We start from the raw sequence: 18428 nt of genomic DNA, 5'->3' as shown, positions 1-18428 counted from the left end.
AATATGTTTTGGTAAACCATTTTCCTGCGGAACAAGGGAGTTATATTCAGCAGGAAAATCAGCAGTAGATGTCCAATAAGTAGCTTTAAATCTTTTATCGTTGGTTTTATCATAACTGTTATAGAACTTTTCAGTAGGAATTCCATTACTCCAGCCACCGCCTTTTGCCAAACCGATACCGGAAGCATAGTACAATTCCAATGGAGCATAATTGGTATGAAAATCAGATCCTTGACCGAAAGTACCTCTTGTAAAATTGATAGTCCATACAGCTTCTGAATGCGGCTGCTTTTGCTGATTATAAATGTCTGCGTATTCAGGAACCAAAGCATAGTGGCTTCCATATTTCTTCTGAACTATCAATTCATTTAAAATTGCTTTAGCATCCTGTAATTTTTCTTTTTGGTTTAATGGAAAACCTGCCATCGTAAGGTACACTTTTGCCAGCAATGCTGCGATAGATCCGGCAGTGAGCCTACCGGCGTTCTCTGCTCCACTCCATTGATTGGGCAAATTATTTTTTGCAAATAGTAGATCTGCAACGATAGCTGCATACATTTCCTGGGGCTCGGCGCGCTTAATAGTTCGCAGAGGATCTATATTTGAAGAAGCTTCAAGGATCAGGGGTACTCCGTTCCAGATGCGAACGGCATCGAACAGCATCAGCGCTCTTAAAGCTTTTGTCTGAGCTTCTATTTCATTTTTTTTACTCTGCTCTAAATTTACATTCCCTAATGCTTGTAAAAGATAATTGGCATCCTTTAAATGATTAAATGTATACTGCCACATCCAGACAGGGACATCTGCAGTTGCATCAAAAGTAGCATTTAATCTGGCTATTTGGTTATGCATTGCCCATGTACTTTTATCTGTTATTTCTTGTTCATCAGTACCCCATTCAAACCAATGTGGAGCCGCCCATCCGCTGGAATACCTGTCTTGCGGATAACGATAAACCGTATTTAGCCCGCCGTTTAAATCTTCAGGTGTTTTATAAAAGTTTTCCGGTGTCAAAAAACTTTTGGGGTGTTCTTCCAAAAACTTCGAACAACCAACTAAAAGAAAAATCTGTAACAGTATAACGAATTGAAATATCTTTTTCATTTTTTTATATTTTTTAGTTGTGGCTAGATGGATCAATTTAATTGATTCGTTTTCTCGTCTTTAAAATGAAAGTTTTAATCCTAAAATATATGTTGTTGTTATCGGGTAATAGCTTGTTCTGCTATTATTACCAATATCTCCGTCTTCCGGATCCATGCCGGTGAATTTGGTAAATGTAAATGGATTATAAACAGTTCCATACAGTCTTAATGATGATGCTCGTAAACCACTGACTATTTTCTCAGGGAATGTATAGCCAACGGTGATAGTTTTTATTTTTATGAAGCTGGCATCCTCCAAAAATTCACTGGTTTTATCACTTCTTCTGTTGCTTGCGTTGGCAGATGCTCTCGGATACTTATTACTTGGATTATCAGGAGTCCAACGATTCATCATTTCTACCCTATTGTTATCTACACCAGCGCCAGAAAGCAAAATATAATTATTGCCATTGTACACATCTCTGCCTTGCGAGAAAGTTGTAAAAACTGTAAGATCAAAGTTTTTATACAAAAAATCATTAGTCAATGATCCGTAATATCTAGGGTAATATGAACCAGCGAAAACCCTGTCATCAGCATCTATTTTTCCATCTCCGTTTTCATCAACATATCTCACATCTCCAGGTTTGGCTCCGAATTTCTTTGCTTCTTCCACCTCACTTGACTGCCATATACCGTTTGCACGAATCATATATCTCTGTCCGATATTTAAAGGTTTGCCCACCCAATGATCGGTTCCAATTCTTGTTGTAGTATCTCCTAATGATAATAATTCGTTTTTGTTACTTGAAACCAGGAGCTTAGCATTCCATTTAAATACACGATCGATGATACGAGACTGTACACCTAATTCAACACCTGTATTTTTCATGTCGCCTATATTTTTATATACGTTAGGAAAACCGGAAATGGAAGGTATTTCAATCGTTCTCAAAAGACCATTTGTTTTTGTATTGTAATAATCAAAATTAGCTGTTAGCTTGTTGTTAAGCATACTAATATCAAATCCAATATTGAATTGTGCTGTAGACTCCCATCTCAAATCAGAGGAAGGAATATTTCTTACGTAATAACCACCCGCTTCAGCATTATTCCAGTTGTAGGGTGCATAACCTAGTTGTGCAAATGTTTGATATGGACTAATTACATTTGAGTTTCCTGTTAATCCATAACTCGTTCTGAATTTCAGATCATTAATCCATTCCTGGGTTTTAATAAAAGGTTCCTGAGATATTTTCCAGGCAAAAGCGCCACTTGGAAAGAAGCCCCATTTGTTTTCCGCGCCAAACCTTGAAGATCCGTCTGCCCTAAAATTTCCGGTAAATATATATTTATCATGTAATGTATAGATAACTCTTCCCACGTATGACAACATTTGCCATTCTTCAAGGATACTATATGGTTTTCTGGCAGGCGCCTGTCCTGATCCTAAACTATAAGATTCATACGCATCGCTGGCAAAACCAGATGCTGATGCAGTGAATGACTCATAATGATTTTTCTGAGCTGAGAAAGCACCAACCGCATTAATATGATGAATTCCATTGAAAGACTTTATAAAATTTATAGACGATTCACTGATCCAGTTATAGTTTAACGTCGCACTTGCATAAGCGTATCCATCAGATATTCTTCCATTAATTTCATCCTGCCCGCTTATCAATATAGGGTTGTAGAAATTTACTTTGTTGTGATCTAACTCTCCGGATAATTGCGTCTTAATATTCAATCCTTCCATTATCTCATAATTCAATGCTAATGATGAATTCAAATAAGGCTTGAAGTTTTTATTTATTTGTAGCTCTGAAAATGCTACAGGATTGGCACGGGGTGTACCCAAAGCATTCTGGATCATAACATAGTAGACCCCATTGTCATTTTTTACTGGCGACATAGGATTACCTATATTAGCGGGAAACAGTATGGTGGTAGCATCTGATCCTTTTTGCAAAGCAATACTTAAATTATTAAAACTGCTTAGCGTAAATGATTTACCTATTTTCTGGATAGCATTAAATCTTAAATTCCCCCTTTTAAAATAAGAATTGTTTATTATGCCCACATCATTGAAGTATCCTCCTCCAAGAAAAATTTTCGTTTTTTCATTGCCGCTAGATAAAGATATCTGATAACTTTCTGTGGTTGCAGAAGAATTTGTTACCTGTTTCCACCAATCAGTAGATTGGCCGTTGTCTAACATTTTCAACTCGGTGGGTAAAAAAGCATTACCGGGCATTTGTGTACCGTCACTTGCATATGATTCTCTTCTTAGCTCGGCAAATTGTTGTGCACTCATTACTTCAACAGGATTATTAAAGCTTTTCACACCTTTGTAGACGTCAATATCCAAAACCGTTCTGCCTTCTTTACCACTCTTAGTGGTTATCAAAACCACGCCATTCGCGGCACGTGCGCCATAAATAGCTGTTGATGAAGCATCTTTTAAAATAGTTATAGACTCTATATCTGATGGGTTAATAAGATTTACATTTCTGTTAGGAACAGGAAAACCGTCTACTACGTACAATGGTGTACCGCTGCCTTCTGTCATAGAGTTATTTCCCCGGATGTTCAACAAAGGGCTTCCACCAGGATTTCTGTCAGATTCCAAAGTATAAACGCCCGTTGCATTCCCCTGCAATGCCTGTGCAATGTTTGCTGCCGGGAGTTTCTCAATATCCCGCGCCGATACTACAGACACTGCGCCTGTGAGATCACTTTTCCTGACGGTGCCATACCCAATAACAACCACTTCACTCAAAGCATCTTCTCCAGGAATAAGATTGATTGTAAAATTGTTTTGATCACCAACCAAAACTTCACGTTTTGCAAAGCCTATGTATGAAAACTCAAGAACAGATTCCTTTCCTGATATCTGTATCGTAAAGTTGCCCGATACATTTGTTGTAGTTATTGCCTCAGAATTTTTGACCTTGACGGTAACACCTGAAAGAGGGTTACCATTATCATCATAAACAATGCCAGTGACATTACGTGCTGTTTGCGCAATACTATTTATGACGATGAAAATAAAAAACATGGATAATAAGAAGCTTATAGATTTACTTTTCATAAGAAGTGAATTTTATAAGAGATTAGGATATTTTTGTAGAACAAATGCAAAGTATTTTACAACTTATAAGAAATAGCAGGTTTTTATAAATCAAATTTCACAAATGCTTATCAGAAAAGAATGTTTATTATTACTATAATAATGGATTATCTTACTGTTTACAGCAATAAAAAAGACCTTGTTTGTAACAAGATCTTTCAATATTTTTAGCATTAGAGGTCAATGTCGTGTCATTACATTTTCGAGCTCTTCCAGCGTTTTGCCTTTGGTTTCCTTTACACGCAATTTTACGAAAATAAAACCAAGTAAACATATGCCGGCATAGATATAAAACGGCGTATAAGTACCGGTCTTTTCAACCAGGATAGGGAATGTAAAAACCAGTACGGCATAAGCCATCCACAAAGCAACAACAGCAATTGATGTGGCCTTACCCCTGACCTTATTTGGAAAAATCTCAGAAATTACCACCCAGGTTACGGGCGCTAAGGTCATAGCATAGATAGCAATAGCGGCAAGCAATGGCCAGACTGCCACTGATAAACCTTGTTGTAATAATATCGCGCTGATAATATAAGAAACACAAAGTCCTAAAGCGCCGAATAACATTAACGGTTTCCTGCCTAACTTATCAACCTGCCACATAGCTATTAAAGTAAAAATAAGATTAACCGCATTGATAATCACCAATTGTTTTAGCTGAGCACCTAAACTAAAGCCGATACTTTCAAAAATTTTTGCCCCGTAATTGAAGATAGCATTTGCTCCGCTCCACTGCTGAAATACAGCCAATCCCATTCCTATAATAATGGCAGGCAATGCAGCCCTACTGAACACCTCTTTAAAACTTACTTTTTTTGTATCCTCTCCCTGCAAAGTATCTTGAATAGAGCTTACCGACTTTACTGCATACAGCTCTCCGCCTATCTTATGTAAAATTATTGCTGCATCCTTTTCTCTTTTTTTCGTCACTAACCACCTCGGACTTTCCGGAAGCCATATCACACCTATCAAAAAAAGAAACGAAGGCACTGCGCCGAGACCCACCATCCAACGCCAGGCATCATCGCCCGCATCTCTTAATGCATAGTTTACCAGGCTGGTAATGAATATACCAATTGTCACCGTCAATTGATTAATAGACACCATCTGGCCACGCATAGATGCAGGCGAAATTTCTGCGATATACATGGGCGAAAGCACAGACGCCATTCCTACACCTACACCTGCCACAAATCGTGCAAAAATAAACACATCCCTTCCTGTAGAAAAACCCATCGCCAGGGAAGAAACTAAAAATATAAAAGCTGCAGCCATCAATGCTTTCTTTCTGCCTACTTTGTCTGAAAAGGCACCGGCAAATAAACATCCTGCTATACAACCCAATGCCAGCGAAGCCGTGAGAAAACCTTCCCAATATTCATTCAATGCAAACTGATCTGCCAGAAACGGCAATGCACCAGCTATAACAGCAAAATCAAAGCCGAATAAATAGCCGCCAAGCGCTGAGATAAAAGCCATTCTTATGATGTAAGATTTATTATAAGCATACATATAGTTGTGTTTTATAGGTCATTATTGAAAACTTCTTTCATAAAAGGTATCATGCGTATGTAGGAGGCGGCTCCCTGGTGATTGATGTCGGCTTCAACCACTTTCCTAAGTTCTTCTTTTGCCCTGTCATATGCTCCTAAACCCAGATATCCAAGACCGATGAGATATCGCGCATGGTTTTTATTCCGCTTATCCAAATCAAGATCAAACACAAGCAAATCGGGTAAAGAAACAGCAAAATAGTCAATCTTCACTTCGTCATTGTAATGTTCGCGGCCAAAATTTATAAACTTTTCATAAATGGCTTTTGCCTTTTCCGGCGCATTTAATTTGTACCAGGCCAGTCCCTGGTAGAATATCTTGTCCGGCTGCGGATCATTGTAATAAATTGCCTGCACAGGCTCGCTGATACCGGCAGTAACTTTCAGAAAATAATTCCGGGCTTCTTCTGTCGCTCCCAAACCTTCTAATGCCAATGCCTTCAGAAAGTATACATCGTTTTCCTGCGCGTTATACAATTTGCCCTCGCCCAGGTTTTCAGGGTATTTTTCAAGAGAGGATAGAAGTTGCAAAGCCTTGTGATGGTCATTAGCCAGTATAGCTTTTTTTGCCAGTTCTGTGTAACTCAGAATAAACTGTCCCAGCACTTTCCCTTCGCCGCCTTCCCAAGGATGAAATTTTCTTTGTGCAAGTAATGCTTTAGACTTTTCGAAATTTTCAAGATTATTATACAAAGTTATTCTTTCCAGATATAGGTCGTCCCTGCTTTCAGTAAGCGCCAGGTGCTTTTCAAGTAAGGTAAGCCTTTGCTGATATGGCTTGCCCAGCATTTTATACAACTGGTCTAATTCCATCAAAACACGGGCATCTGTTTCATCCAATAAAAATGCTTTTTCCAAATACTCCAGAGATTTTTCCTGGTCATGTTTTTTATTAAAATATGCCAGGGATAAGTTCCTGAAAGGTGTAGCAAAAGTATTGTCTAATGCTATGGCCTTTTCCCAACAGACTATTGCCTCATCATATTGTCTTTTATCATACCAAAGATTACCAAGATAATAATATGCTTTAGCATTATGAGCGCTGCGCTTTATGGCTGACGTAAGAATATTTATTTCTTCCAGTTTATTGGGAAATACATAAGCAGCAGATAATTTTGATGCTATGTCAAAAAATTCTTTTGCTTTCACTTCGTCGTAATAACCGGTAAAGTATCCCAGGTAGTAATAACACAATGGAGAAACATTTTCATTGTGCTGTATGTATGTATTGATAACAGTTGCAGCCTCTTCATACAAGCCGGCATCAGCATAATCGAGCGATAGTTCCAGGTAATTATTCAGCGCATTGCGCATTAATTCTATAAATTTTTTCAGCACGGCATCATCTTTCTCCAGCAGGTATTTTTCATACCAGCAACCGAAATTAAATATATCGAGTTGTAAAGATTCATCTACCAGATGGTTTGCCTTATCCGGATTGCCTGATTTACGTAAGAGAATAGCCTTTAAATGCCTTGTCGCAATGCTATGATAATTTCTTACTAAAGATTTTTCTGCCAGGTAAAGCGCCAGCTTATAATCTTCCTGCCTGGTCTTTATTTTGGCAAGCTGCAAAAAACCTGCGTGTTGCCATGCATCATTCCACACAGCTTTATAAAACGCGTCATAAGCCGCGTCTTCCTTGCCCTGTAGCTTCAGGCACACTCCTAAATTGTAGTATGGTTCGCCATCAAAAGGGTTGGGGTTTCTTTTAGTCAAAGTTTTTATTGCTGTTCTGAAATAATGTTCAGCCTGCCCAAACCTGCCCCTGCGCAGCAAGAGCAAACCCATAGCATTGTTGCACTGTACATTTGCGGGCTCTCGTAGTAATCCTTCCTGGTAATAATCTATAGGATTGAATGTGGCGTGCCTGTACTGCTCCAAGTGAAGCCCGTTGAGATACAATTCCTCTACAGATGCAATATCCTTCGGGGAAAGGGCAGCCGTTGCCGCCGGCGGAACTTCTTTTTCTTCTTTCGCCTCCTGTTGAAACTCCACTAATATTTTTCCATTATGTTCAACAATAAATTTCCATTCCGTTAAGTCAGCGCAAGGTATATTTGCTGTATACTGTTGACTAAATATCTCTGTAGGAGAAATGGTCGCGATAAATTCTTTGACCAATTCGCCTTTGTGATAAAGGCTGACTTTGCAATCTGTATAAACTGCAGTAGCGTAAACATTTACCAGTAAGCCATTGTTGTTTTGAACGATGTTGATCAGTGCTTCTTTCGTAGCATTCTTTACGCCGCCGGTTTTTGCAAACGGCATAAAGTATTGTTCAAAAGTTTTTTCTTCATTCGGCATCAACCATGTAAAATCCGGTTGGTTGTCTGTATACACACCTGTCATAAGTTCAATGTACGGGCCGTCTTCGTCTGTAAGATGCCTGTCCCAGGTAAAGCCAAAATCTCCGTTGCCCCATGTCCACTGTTTTTTGCCGGGAGAAAAATGATGATCGGCAACATGCAACATGCCTGCTTCTATATCATGCTCGTAACAACCAATAAAATCGTACGCAGATTCAATAGCCATGTAGGAAGTGGGCACAGGAATGGTATCGTACCTTGAAATATCTGTGCCAGGTGCATAATCAACTTTATAATATACACCTTTGGCTATCGGGAAAGAAGATACATCGCGTTTGCCATGATCAAACACTGCATACACATCAGGCGGAAAGATAGACTGGTAATGAGCGCTTACCTTCACTGCAGGATTCGCCCACCAGAGGAAAGTCTGCGGCATTTGGGTGCGGTTAAATAATTTACCTTTTATCTCGAGGTATGCTTTATCCGGGTACAATGTAAAGCCTGCTGTTCCTTTTGTCCTGAACATTACTTCTATCTCGTTCACCCAGACAGTAGCGCTGCCGTCCTCATGCTCTTCTATTGCAAAATCCACGGGCTGGAACGTGCTTGGCCTGTGGTGTTGCGGCCAGTTGAATTCTATGCCTCCTGATATCCACGGCCCTGTAAGCCCTACCAATGCAGGTTTTATCACCTGGTTGTAGTATACAAAATCGCGCTTTTGAATTTTATCATACGCACGCTGCACTCTTCCTCCCAACTCCGGAAGTATCATGATTTTCAAATAGTTGTTTTCTAAAAAAACCGCATTGTATTCTTTATCTTTTTTCTCATCGGAAATAGATTCCACAACCGCGTGCGGGTATACAACGCCGCTACTACCCTGGTAAACCCTTTTTTCAAGGAATAATGGATTTTTTTCCGGTGCACCTGTTTCGTAAGTAGGTATTACTATCTTCTCGCACCAAACATGAACTTTCATCAGTATATTAATTTTTTATCTTAATCAAGTGAATATTTGATATGTATTTGTAACACATCTCAAAGTTCTTGAATCCTGAAACTGAAACAATAGCCTTTTTTTGTGGAATGATGGATTAAATTACTATGCATATTAATTCGTAGGATATAACTTAAACAGAATTGCATCTTCAGCGTTTATCTTGAACGAAAATGTTGTGTCATCTTTATCCCACACAGCTATTGTATTATTAGTTATAAAGTCTTTTATTATGTAGTTATTATGCTTAAGCCCTATCCTGTTTCTGTTAAAGGAACTTTTATAAGTATTCTTTACAGAAAAATTAAATGCAGAAATCAACAAGGTATCCTGAGGTAAATAAAAACTTAATTGCTGATCCTCATCCAATCCATCTGCTGTTTTTAAAGGTAGAAAAGCTTTGGGCGTGCTAAAAAATCTGCAAATACTCTCATTATCTAAATATTTTTTTGCTCTTCTCCTTGCCTCGCTATTTCTGAAATCAGTGCCGTCTCCGAATATACTTCCTAAAGTTATCATAGAGTATAACCTTATTTTTATATCCTTCTCAGAAATATCTGCATTACGCTGAAAATTCTTCATTACTATTACATCCATATTTGTAAAAGGCAAAAGCGTGCCATGTACCCATCCTAGATGTGAAGATGTGATCATAGAGGAAGCTGTACTACCATAATTCGGGAACTTCTTTTTATCATCTCTTAAGTGCGAATAAATATCGGTTGATAAAAACCTTGCATGTGCGTACTGATGAGGAAACATAGGAGATATAGCTTGAGTAATGAATATATCCTTACCTAAAACGGAGTCTATTAGTTGTTTTAGCATTTTCATGCCGTAATTGTAGCCTTCGAGACCAGAACGGATATTTTTCTTATATCTTACAGTCGATTCCATGGCACCAGCTGAAAGAAAATCTATTTTTAAAAATTTAGCATTTATAGCTTTTGCGTTTTGAAGTTCAGCAATGATTCTCTCCCGTGTAGCTGGATGTGTAGGATCTAATGGAAAAGCCCCAAAATCACCGTCTTTGTAGATAATAGTTTTGCCTGAATTATCTTTTAATGTCACATTCCTTATGTACTCATTTGTATGTTGCAGCTTAGCCGTGTCTATAGAATTTTTCCATGTCCAAACAGCAAAAGGAATAAAATAAAAGCCCATTTCCTGATTGCGTTTTTCGCCATATTTTCCTATGGACGCTAACACTTCTGTTGTGTAAATAGATTGATCATAAGAGTCGATGCTTATAACAGGTTTAGCATATCTATTAAAATTATTCATCGAAGAAATAAAATCAGACACTTCCGAGATTCCGCCGGGCATCATTATCCCTTTATGCCCCAAAACATTTTCTATGCCAAAACTATTCCAGTAAAAAGGTGCGTAACCATTCCATGACAAGGATCCTGAAATTTTTGCATTTAATTGTCCATAGAGATGATAAGCATTATGTATGTAAGCATCGTAACAAATAAAAACTAAAGGAGAAGATATTTGTTCCCCTTTCATAGTACCATGTGGCACCACATCATGCGTTCCGTCGTAACCGCCGAATTCTTTTGGAAGTGTCGGATTATCTTCTGTGGAAGCGCCTCCATATACAATAAGATCATCTATATTTCCTGTGTCTTTTGATGTTTTGTATTTTATACCTGTCTTCCAAAAATTATGAGATAAATTGCCAAGGACGATCCCATTCATTTTCTCATAGTCATACAGAGAAGTAAATTCATAACCTTCCCCTTGCACATGCTTATCATTCCAGTCTACAGTAAGATATTTTACCCAATTATCATTATCATAGGCCGCATCCAATAGTCTTGGTTTGGCACCATTGACAAATACGGAATTGCTTTTACCAGCAAGTGTTGCAAACGGACTGATGTAGTTGCTTTCCAATAATGTGGATTTATTTATTGCCTCAGCCGCAACACTGCATAAAATATATGGTTGATCTTTATAAATAGTAATGTATTGTACAAGCCTAAACGGTTTGGATCTGTCTTCATGAATGAAATTTATAGTTACTGCGTGCTCAATACCATCTTTATTTTTTTCTATGGTATAGGTATGTTGTGCAAACTCGTTAGAAGCATGCTTACCCAGTTTAACATCATGAAATACAGACACTATATTATTAAAATAACTGCCGTTAGAAAATATATAATCTATTGATCCAGACACGAGATTCAATTCAAAATTATAATGATCTGAACGTATTAATAAGCTTGTATCTGTTTGCTTTACAGACTGCGATAATGCAGTGGAATATATAAGCACCAACACTAAAAGCAATTTTACTAATCTCTGAATATTGCATGACATATTTTAATAGCCCGGGTTTTGATCTTCTAATTTCAATGTGCGGTTATTCTGAAATTCCTGAAAAGGAATTGGATACAACAAGTGCTTCGGCGAAGTAATATTTACAGCAGCTGCATTGTATTGTTTTGTGCCCTCTATCAATAGGCCCCACCTTTTGAGGTCGAACCACCGCCAACCTTCAAACATAAACTCTTTCATTCTTTCTGTAACAAGGCTATCTCTTAATTCTAATTGGGTCGGTGCTCGTCCAAGGCTAATTTCTATATATGGAACTTTAGCGCGGTCACGGATGCGGTTAAAGTATGTAAGTGCCTGCGCTGTTTGATTCATCTCGTTTAACGCTTCTGAATACATAAGAATTGCATCTGCCAACCTAAGTACATATATATTTCTTGATGATTGGCCTGCTTCTTGTTTGTCTTGTTGCTCAAACTTTTTTATATGTGGGTCACCAACATCCTGCCACCACCAGTTTAATCCGGGATTTCCATCTGCATCATAATATATATGCCTTAAAGTAGCATTTTTCCTGATAGTATCTAATGAAGAGTAAATATTTACTGCATATTTTGTTGGCAGGGCAACATGTCCCCCACCCCCGGGTCTATTACTTGCCATATTCCAGCTACCCAGAACATTTGTTAAGCCTTGTGTAAAACCGGTTTCGGTTGAGAATTGTACCTCAAACAAAGACTCTTTGTTGTTTTCATTTGCCTCTTTAAATAAATCTGCAAAATCCGGCATTAAACCAGTTTCACTGTCAGTAATTAGAGACCTTAACGTAGACTCGGCGCTAATGTAATCTTTTAAAGTTAGAAATACCTTTCCGAGTAAAGCCTGCGCTGCCTGCTTATTCGCGTGTCCGGGTAAAGCAGAACTTTTACTGGGTAAACTTTGAATAGCTTCTATAAGATCCGATTTAATCAATGTATACACTTCTGTTTCGGGAGTTCTGGGATATCCATCTTTATCATACTTAGCATTAGGCGTTTCCGTTGGCATAGGTATCGCGCCAAACAATTGAACAAGATTAAAATATACCAGAGCCCGTATAAACTTTGCTTCGCCCAATAACTTCTTTCTTACATCTTCATTCATAGCAGCAGACGGCAAATATTTAATTGCCGTATTTGCATTTCCAATTGTTGTATAGCTACCCTGCCAGTAATATTGTATAACTTGGTTTTGTGCGCTTAGCTGCGCATTATCATAACTATTCAATGCTGACAACTGCAACCAATAGCCTCCCCATGTAGGTACAAAATAAGATACTCTGCCTTCATCAGTTCCAATCGTTCCGATCAAAGCAAGCTCGCCACTTTTTAAAGAAGAATATTGCTTATAAATGCCTGTAATACCACCTATGCTGCCTGCTTCATCACTATAAACCTGCTCAGGAGACAAGTAAGACTCGGGAATATAATTTAATTGCTTACTACAAGATATAGTAAATGATAATATTATACAGGAAAGTAAACAGGATTTTAATATATGGTTTTTCATAATAATTTTGTTTTATGTTTTAAAAACCTACTCTTACGCCTAAAGATGTAGTCCTATATCGCGGATATAACTCATAACTGCTTCCGGACCATGTACCAGTACTAATCTGCGAAATTTCTGGATCCACACCTTTGTACTTGGTAAATAAGAAAGGCTCAAGAAACTGCATATATACGTTCATCGACCTCAATTTAATTTTTTCTGTAATTTTTGCAGGCAAATCATAACCAAGTGTAATATTGCGGATTCTTATATAGTCGCCCTGCTGAACGGCAAAGCTAGATGTTCCTGTAGGCGAGGTTTTAGTTGCATTTCCGAAGGCATTTGGCCTGGGTATATTAGTGCTGGTATTTTCTTCTACAATTATATTTCCATTTATATCCTTAACTTCTTTTGTCCAAAAATTAAGACCCTCCTTTATGGCTAATCTGCGTCCATCTGAATATAAGTAATCCTGATAAGCTTTGTTGAAAATACTATGGCCAAACATATAATTTGCAAATATTGTGAGACTTAATCCTTTGTAGTTCATATAGTTCCATATACCACCCCAGCCTTTAGGAGTAGTTCTTCCTACAATTGTCATATCATATGCATTAATCTTGCCGTCGTTGTTTATGTCCTTTATTTTTACACTACCAGGTTTAACTCCCAAAGCTCTCATAATCACAGAATCTGCTGTACCCGCCTGATAAATGCCATCGTACACATAATCTATCAATAGACTATTAGGCGCTTCACCTACTTTTAAATCCGGACGTAAAGAATCTATACCAGGCAAAAGTTCTGTGATTTGAGATTTGAAAACTGAATAATTAAATTCTGTTTGCCAATTGAAATTATTGTTTTTAAACAAATGGATTTTCAATTGAAGATCTACTCCTTTTGTATTCATTCTGGCAATGTTGATAGTTTGATTAACATAGGCGCTAGACATAGGAAGTGGAAGATCAAGCAACAGATCTTTAATATTTTTATTATAATAATCAGCTATAAAAGATATTCTATTATTCAAAAAGGCCAGATCTACACCTACATTAAATTGATGTTGTTGCTCCCAGCGCAAATCCTTATTAGCCAGGTATGATGTGTTTATTTGATATCCTTTTACTACTGTCTTGCCATCGAACGGATAACCGGAGGACGACATTGCTGAATATATGGCGTTATAAGTCCTATTATAATTTCCTATGACACCGTAACTAACCCTGAATTTTATGTCTGTAATAGTTGCATCTAATTTTAAACCGTTCATAAACGGCTCATCAATCAGCCTCCAAGCCGCACTCACTGATGGGAAAACCCCATATCTGTTGTTTTCACCAAAATATGATGACCCATCTCTTCTTATACTGGCATTGAAAATATACCTATCTTTAAATTTATAAATTACACGTGCTAACTGTGATGTTAGAGCCCAGTTATGAAAGCTACTCCCTATGGTTTTTTTCGTTGCCAAACTCATATCTTTATAGGAAGTTTTATCAGAGGGGAAGCCCGTTCCGATCATGTAATTAAACTCTTGCCTTCTTTTTTCAAAAGTGAATCCTGCCAACGCATTTAGAGAGTGATCGATTCCAAGGCTGTACAAATAGTTGAGCGTGTTCTCAAAAGTATAATCTCGATAACTAAAATTTTGTAAAGATCCGTAACCACCTAATGTATAACTTCCGTTAATATTTATATTTCGGGGAGCATAAAAATAATTTTTACTATTATAAATGTCCGCACTAAAAGATGTCCTGTAGAGGAGATCTTTGACAATCCTGTATTCGAGAGCCAAATTACCTAGTACCCTATCATCATTTTTATATGTAGGAGATTTAGTTAAAACTTCCGGATTATTAATTATAAATAAAGTACCCTTCGTAGGATCTTTATAAATGGTACTTTCGCCAGTCGAGTCGCTATATGGCATCAGTGGGCTTATCGTCAAAGCATTATAGTAAATCTGCTGATCCAGCAACCTATTGTCTACATAGGAAATATTGGTATTTAAAATAGCTTTTAATCTTTCACTTATCTGTGTTTCACCACTTGCATTAAGTGAATATCTGGTGAGATTGGAATTTTTTATAATTCCATCTTGATTGTAATAATTACCACTTATATAAAGCTTGCTCTTTTCATTGCCGCTTGCAACACTTATTGTGTGGTTATGAATAGGAGCGTTTTGTAATATTTGCGAAACCCAGTCATAACTTTTTCCTTCTCGTATACTCTGTAGTTCCAAAGCATTAAATAACTGGTTATCAAACCTTTTGGTAGCCGTTGTGTCATTGAGCATTAAAATTTCGCCGCTTTCATCATAATATGCAAGCCTTCTCAACATTTCGTATTCTTTACCATTGATAAAGTCAAATGTTTTGACAGGTTTCTGTATACCAAAATACCCTGAATAATTAATTGATGCTATTCCTCTTGCGCCTTTTTTTGTTGTAATAATGATTACACCTTCGGCGGCGCGAGATCCGTAAATAGCTGCTGCCGAAGCATCTTTTAATACATCAATTGATTCTACATCTTCAGGATTTATTTCGCGTATATCACCAGTAGTAATCACGCCATCTATAACGTACAAAGGTCCATTAGAAACATTTATTGAGTTTATACCGCGTATTCTTGCCATCGAACCAGCACCTGGCTGGTTACCCGAACTTGTAATCTGCAAACCCGGTATCCTTGATTGCAATGCCATATTGATATTACCAACAGGCATTTCTTTTAATTGCTCACCACTAATGCTGCTAATTGCACTGGTAACATCTTTTCTCTGTTGCCTGCCATACCCGATTACTACAACTTCAGTACCTGCAATGTAATTCGGACTCATAATCACTGTCATAGAAGAAGCTGCTTGCAAACGTACAGAGTCAAAACCTATACTTTTAAAAATAAGATAGTCTCCATTCTTAGCTATTAAATTAAAAGAGCCATCATTCCACGATAAGGAGCCTCGTGTTGTGCCTTCAATCATTATAGAAACCTGACTTAAAGGCTTTTGATCTTCAGAGCTTATTATCTTTCCTGCAACGTTTATATCCTGTGCCAGAGCATAAATGCTTGAAAGAAAGATAAAAAATGAAACGATGTGAACGTAGCATATGAATCTTGATATTTTTTTCATTTTAAAATTTTTACTGATTGATCTCTTAATGCTTTTGTAAAATTGAGTTAATTACCACTGCAAAAGAATGTTCGTTTTTACTATAATAATGGATAATTTTACTACATAAACACATCTACAACAACTTTGAAAAATTGTTTTGTAATTTTAAATTGATGAAAAAAAATACTATAAAAAAAGTACGAGAAGGGTTTCAGGGACAGAGGCAAATTTCCGTACCGCCTTACATTGTAAAAAATTTTTTATCGAAAGATCCCATAACAAGGCAATTGTTCATCACGCATATCGGCTATTATCCCAAAGCTAAATTTCATCATGTAGAGAGGCCGGCAGGCAGCAACCAGAATATTTTAATTTATTGTGCAGAGGGAAGCGGGTGGACGCAAATGGACGATGTGCTTACCGACATCTCAGCTTCTCAATTCATCATTATTCCGGCTAAAAAGCCACACAGCTACGGCGCATCAGAAGATAATCCCTGGAGCATTTATTGGTTTCATTTCCAAGGTGAAATCAGCGAAGCAATTATGCAATTGATTTTAAACTACTTTAAATACAGAAATGTAAACATTACATTCAACGAGAGCAGGATGCAGCTTTTCGAAAATATTTACGATAATCTTTCCTTGGGCTATTCAAATGAAAACCTGCAATACACCAATATGGTATTTTATCACTTTTTATCTTCACTGATTTTCGAAAACAAATTTAAAAACATTAATAAAGGTGACAGAGACATAATAAAAAATACCATTGAGTATATGGCAGAAAATGTAATGCAACCTATGAGCTTAGATGACTTTGCTAATTATGCCAATTTATCAGTATCAAGATTTTCAACATTATTTAAAATAAAAACCGGTTACTCTCCGGTCGATTATTTCAACCATCTTAAAATACAGAAAGCCTGCCAATACTTGTTGTTTACAGACTATAACATTAAGGAAATAGGCTATAAACTGGGTATTAGCGATCCTTATTATTTCTCAAGGATGTTTACAAAAACAATGTCGTTATCGCCTAAGAAATACAGACAGAGTAAAATAAAATAGCTTTATAAGCACATTAGCCCTTCCTGCTTACAAGACCATATAATGCAATGTAAGCGAAACATAACATAGGAATAATAAAACCTATGTTCATGTTGTGCGCGCCAATCATACCCATGAGGGCAGGACAAACAGCGCCTCCCGCAACGGTCATTACCATTACCGACGATGCTGACTTGGTGCGGTCTCCAAGGCCTTGAATACCCAATGCAAAAATGGATGGGAACATAATGGACATAAATAAATATGAAGCGATCAATGCGAGAATGCCCAGGTTGTCATGGCGTGTAGCTACTACTATCATCAAAACAGTATTGATGACTGCGAATGTTGCAAGCAACCCTCCAGGGCTGAATTTTTTCATTAAAGAACTACCGGAAAATCTGCCTAAGGCAAATAATCCCATGCCGCCTAAGCCTAATAACACGCCTGCCTGCAACTCCGAAATAGCAAGGCCGGCTTCCACTGTATAATTCACAAAAAAACTACCTATACCTGTTTGTGCAGCAACATACAGAAACTGCGCTATTACTGCCATTATAAAATTTGTATTGCTGATAAGTTTTCCGGAAATACCACCTTGCTCAACCGCCTGGTCTGTACGTTTATCTTCATGCACTTCAGGAAGCCTTACAAAGAAAAACATAACCGTAACCAGCACTACCACTATTCCCAATCCTACATAAGGCGTGATCAATGCAGAATTGCTTACTTCCTGTACATTGCTTACAGCCGCAGTTGGCTGTTGGCCAATGCCGGTAAATAAAGTTTTAAGTGTAGAAGCAAATGAGCGGAATACGTTTTCAGTATTTTCATTCTTAAAGATCAGCAGGCTGCCCAACAGCGGCCCGAGTATCCACCCGATGGCATTGAAGGTTTGTGCAAGATTAATGCGGCTCGCAGCAAATTTGGGATCGCCCAATACTGTAGTGTACGGATTGGCGCAGTTTCTAAAAAAGTAAGCCCCGAAAAAATAATGAGCAGGCCAAATAAAAATGCCCAGAACTGATTAATGCTCACAGCAGGTACAAACCACAAACAACCTGTGGCAAACAGCAATAACCCAAGCAGCACACCTTTCTTGTAACCATATTTTTTAGCGACAATACCCGCAGGCAATGCCATTAAAAAATAAGCTCCGTAAGCAGACGCTTGTACAAGGCCCGACTGCGCCTTTGTAAGATCAAGGGCATCCTGGAAATGTTTGTTTAAAATATCCAGCAGGGAATGCGCAAAACCCCATAGCAGGAACAAGCAGGTAATGAGTATAAAAGGCAGCTGATAATTCTTGCCGTCGGAGGTTGTAAAAATAGACTTGGTTGTAGATTGCATAATGTT

General features: G+C 37.8%; 10 protein-coding genes. 1 reads left to right on the top strand and 9 read right to left on the bottom strand.

Annotated features, from left to right (window positions below; translation table 11 throughout):
• From OD355_RS10820 to OD355_RS10790, 7 genes are all read right to left on the bottom strand, one after another.
• The coding region (locus tag OD355_RS10820) for a RagB/SusD family nutrient uptake outer membrane protein (RefSeq protein WP_263038495.1) at window positions 1–1104 on the bottom strand (1104 nt) is incomplete at its 3' end.
• A 60-nt stretch (window positions 1105–1164) separates the two neighbouring features.
• Window positions 1165–4179, bottom strand: coding sequence for a SusC/RagA family TonB-linked outer membrane protein (locus tag OD355_RS10815; RefSeq protein WP_263038494.1), 3015 nt, complete (start codon window positions 4177–4179; stop codon window positions 1165–1167).
• 219 nt (window positions 4180–4398) lie between these two features.
• The gene (locus OD355_RS10810) at window positions 4399–5733 is read right to left on the bottom strand and encodes a sugar porter family MFS transporter (RefSeq protein ID WP_263038493.1); all 1335 of its coding nucleotides are present in this window, start codon (window positions 5731–5733) and stop codon (window positions 4399–4401) included.
• Window positions 5734–5744: 11 nt separating this feature from the next.
• Window positions 5745–9065, bottom strand: a complete 3321-nt coding sequence (locus OD355_RS10805; protein ID WP_263038492.1) for a DUF5107 domain-containing protein — start codon at window positions 9063–9065, stop codon at window positions 5745–5747.
• A 132-nt stretch (window positions 9066–9197) separates the two neighbouring features.
• Window positions 9198–11411, bottom strand: a complete 2214-nt coding sequence (locus tag OD355_RS10800) for a hypothetical protein (RefSeq protein WP_263038491.1) — start codon at window positions 11409–11411, stop codon at window positions 9198–9200.
• Window positions 11412–11414: 3 nt separating this feature from the next.
• Window positions 11415–12914: a RagB/SusD family nutrient uptake outer membrane protein gene (locus tag OD355_RS10795; RefSeq protein WP_263038490.1), complete on the bottom strand. Its 1500-nt coding sequence runs from the start codon at window positions 12912–12914 to the stop codon at window positions 11415–11417.
• Window positions 12915–12933: 19 nt separating this feature from the next.
• On the bottom strand, window positions 12934–16041 hold the full coding sequence (locus tag OD355_RS10790; protein WP_263038489.1) for a SusC/RagA family TonB-linked outer membrane protein: 3108 nt from the start codon (window positions 16039–16041) through the stop codon (window positions 12934–12936).
• 155 nt (window positions 16042–16196) lie between these two features.
• Here OD355_RS10790 and OD355_RS10785 point away from each other — a divergent pair, with 155 nt between their 5' ends.
• Entirely contained in the window at window positions 16197–17093 is an 897-nt protein-coding gene (locus tag OD355_RS10785; RefSeq protein WP_263038488.1) for an AraC family transcriptional regulator, read from the top strand.
• Between the two features lie 13 nt (window positions 17094–17106).
• Here OD355_RS10785 and OD355_RS10780 read toward each other — a convergent pair whose 3' ends face one another.
• Together OD355_RS10780 and OD355_RS10775 are read right to left on the bottom strand one after the other, a co-directional pair.
• The gene (locus OD355_RS10780) at window positions 17107–18012 is read right to left on the bottom strand and encodes an MFS transporter (protein WP_263038487.1); all 906 of its coding nucleotides are present in this window, start codon (window positions 18010–18012) and stop codon (window positions 17107–17109) included.
• Window positions 17916–18422 carry an MFS transporter gene (locus tag OD355_RS10775; RefSeq protein ID WP_263038486.1) on the bottom strand — a complete coding sequence of 169 codons (507 nt, stop codon included), beginning with the start codon at window positions 18420–18422 and terminating at the stop codon, window positions 17916–17918. Before OD355_RS10775 ends, OD355_RS10780 begins: the two co-directional genes overlap by 97 nt.
• Window positions 18423–18428: the final 6 nt, after the last annotated feature.

The sequence above is a fragment of the Haoranjiania flava genome, from assembly GCF_025631005.1.
GTDB lineage: Bacteria > Bacteroidota > Bacteroidia > Chitinophagales > Chitinophagaceae > Haoranjiania > Haoranjiania flava.
The sequence above is the reverse complement of the archived record's forward strand: the minus strand, read 5'-3'. Positions and strand labels throughout refer to the sequence as shown.

Bases quoted from the DNA above. Each gene is read 5' to 3' on its own strand.
- OD355_RS10800 (WP_263038491.1), bottom strand. From the start codon at position 11,411: ATGTCATGCAATATTCAGAGATTAGTAAAATTGCTTTTAGTGTTGGTG.
- OD355_RS10815 (WP_263038494.1), bottom strand. From the start codon at position 4,179: ATGAAAAGTAAATCTATAAGCTTCTTATTATCCATGTTTTTTATTTTC.
- OD355_RS10790 (WP_263038489.1), bottom strand. From the start codon at position 16,041: ATGAAAAAAATATCAAGATTCATATGCTACGTTCACATCGTTTCATTT.
- OD355_RS10810 (WP_263038493.1), bottom strand. From the start codon at position 5,733: ATGTATGCTTATAATAAATCTTACATCATAAGAATGGCTTTTATCTCA.
- OD355_RS10775 (WP_263038486.1), bottom strand. From the start codon at position 18,422: ATGCAATCTACAACCAAGTCTATTTTTACAACCTCCGACGGCAAGAAT.
- OD355_RS10795 (WP_263038490.1), bottom strand. From the start codon at position 12,914: ATGAAAAACCATATATTAAAATCCTGTTTACTTTCCTGTATAATATTA.
- OD355_RS10805 (WP_263038492.1), bottom strand. From the start codon at position 9,065: ATGAAAGTTCATGTTTGGTGCGAGAAGATAGTAATACCTACTTACGAA.
- OD355_RS10785 (WP_263038488.1), top strand. From the start codon at position 16,197: ATGAAAAAAAATACTATAAAAAAAGTACGAGAAGGGTTTCAGGGACAG.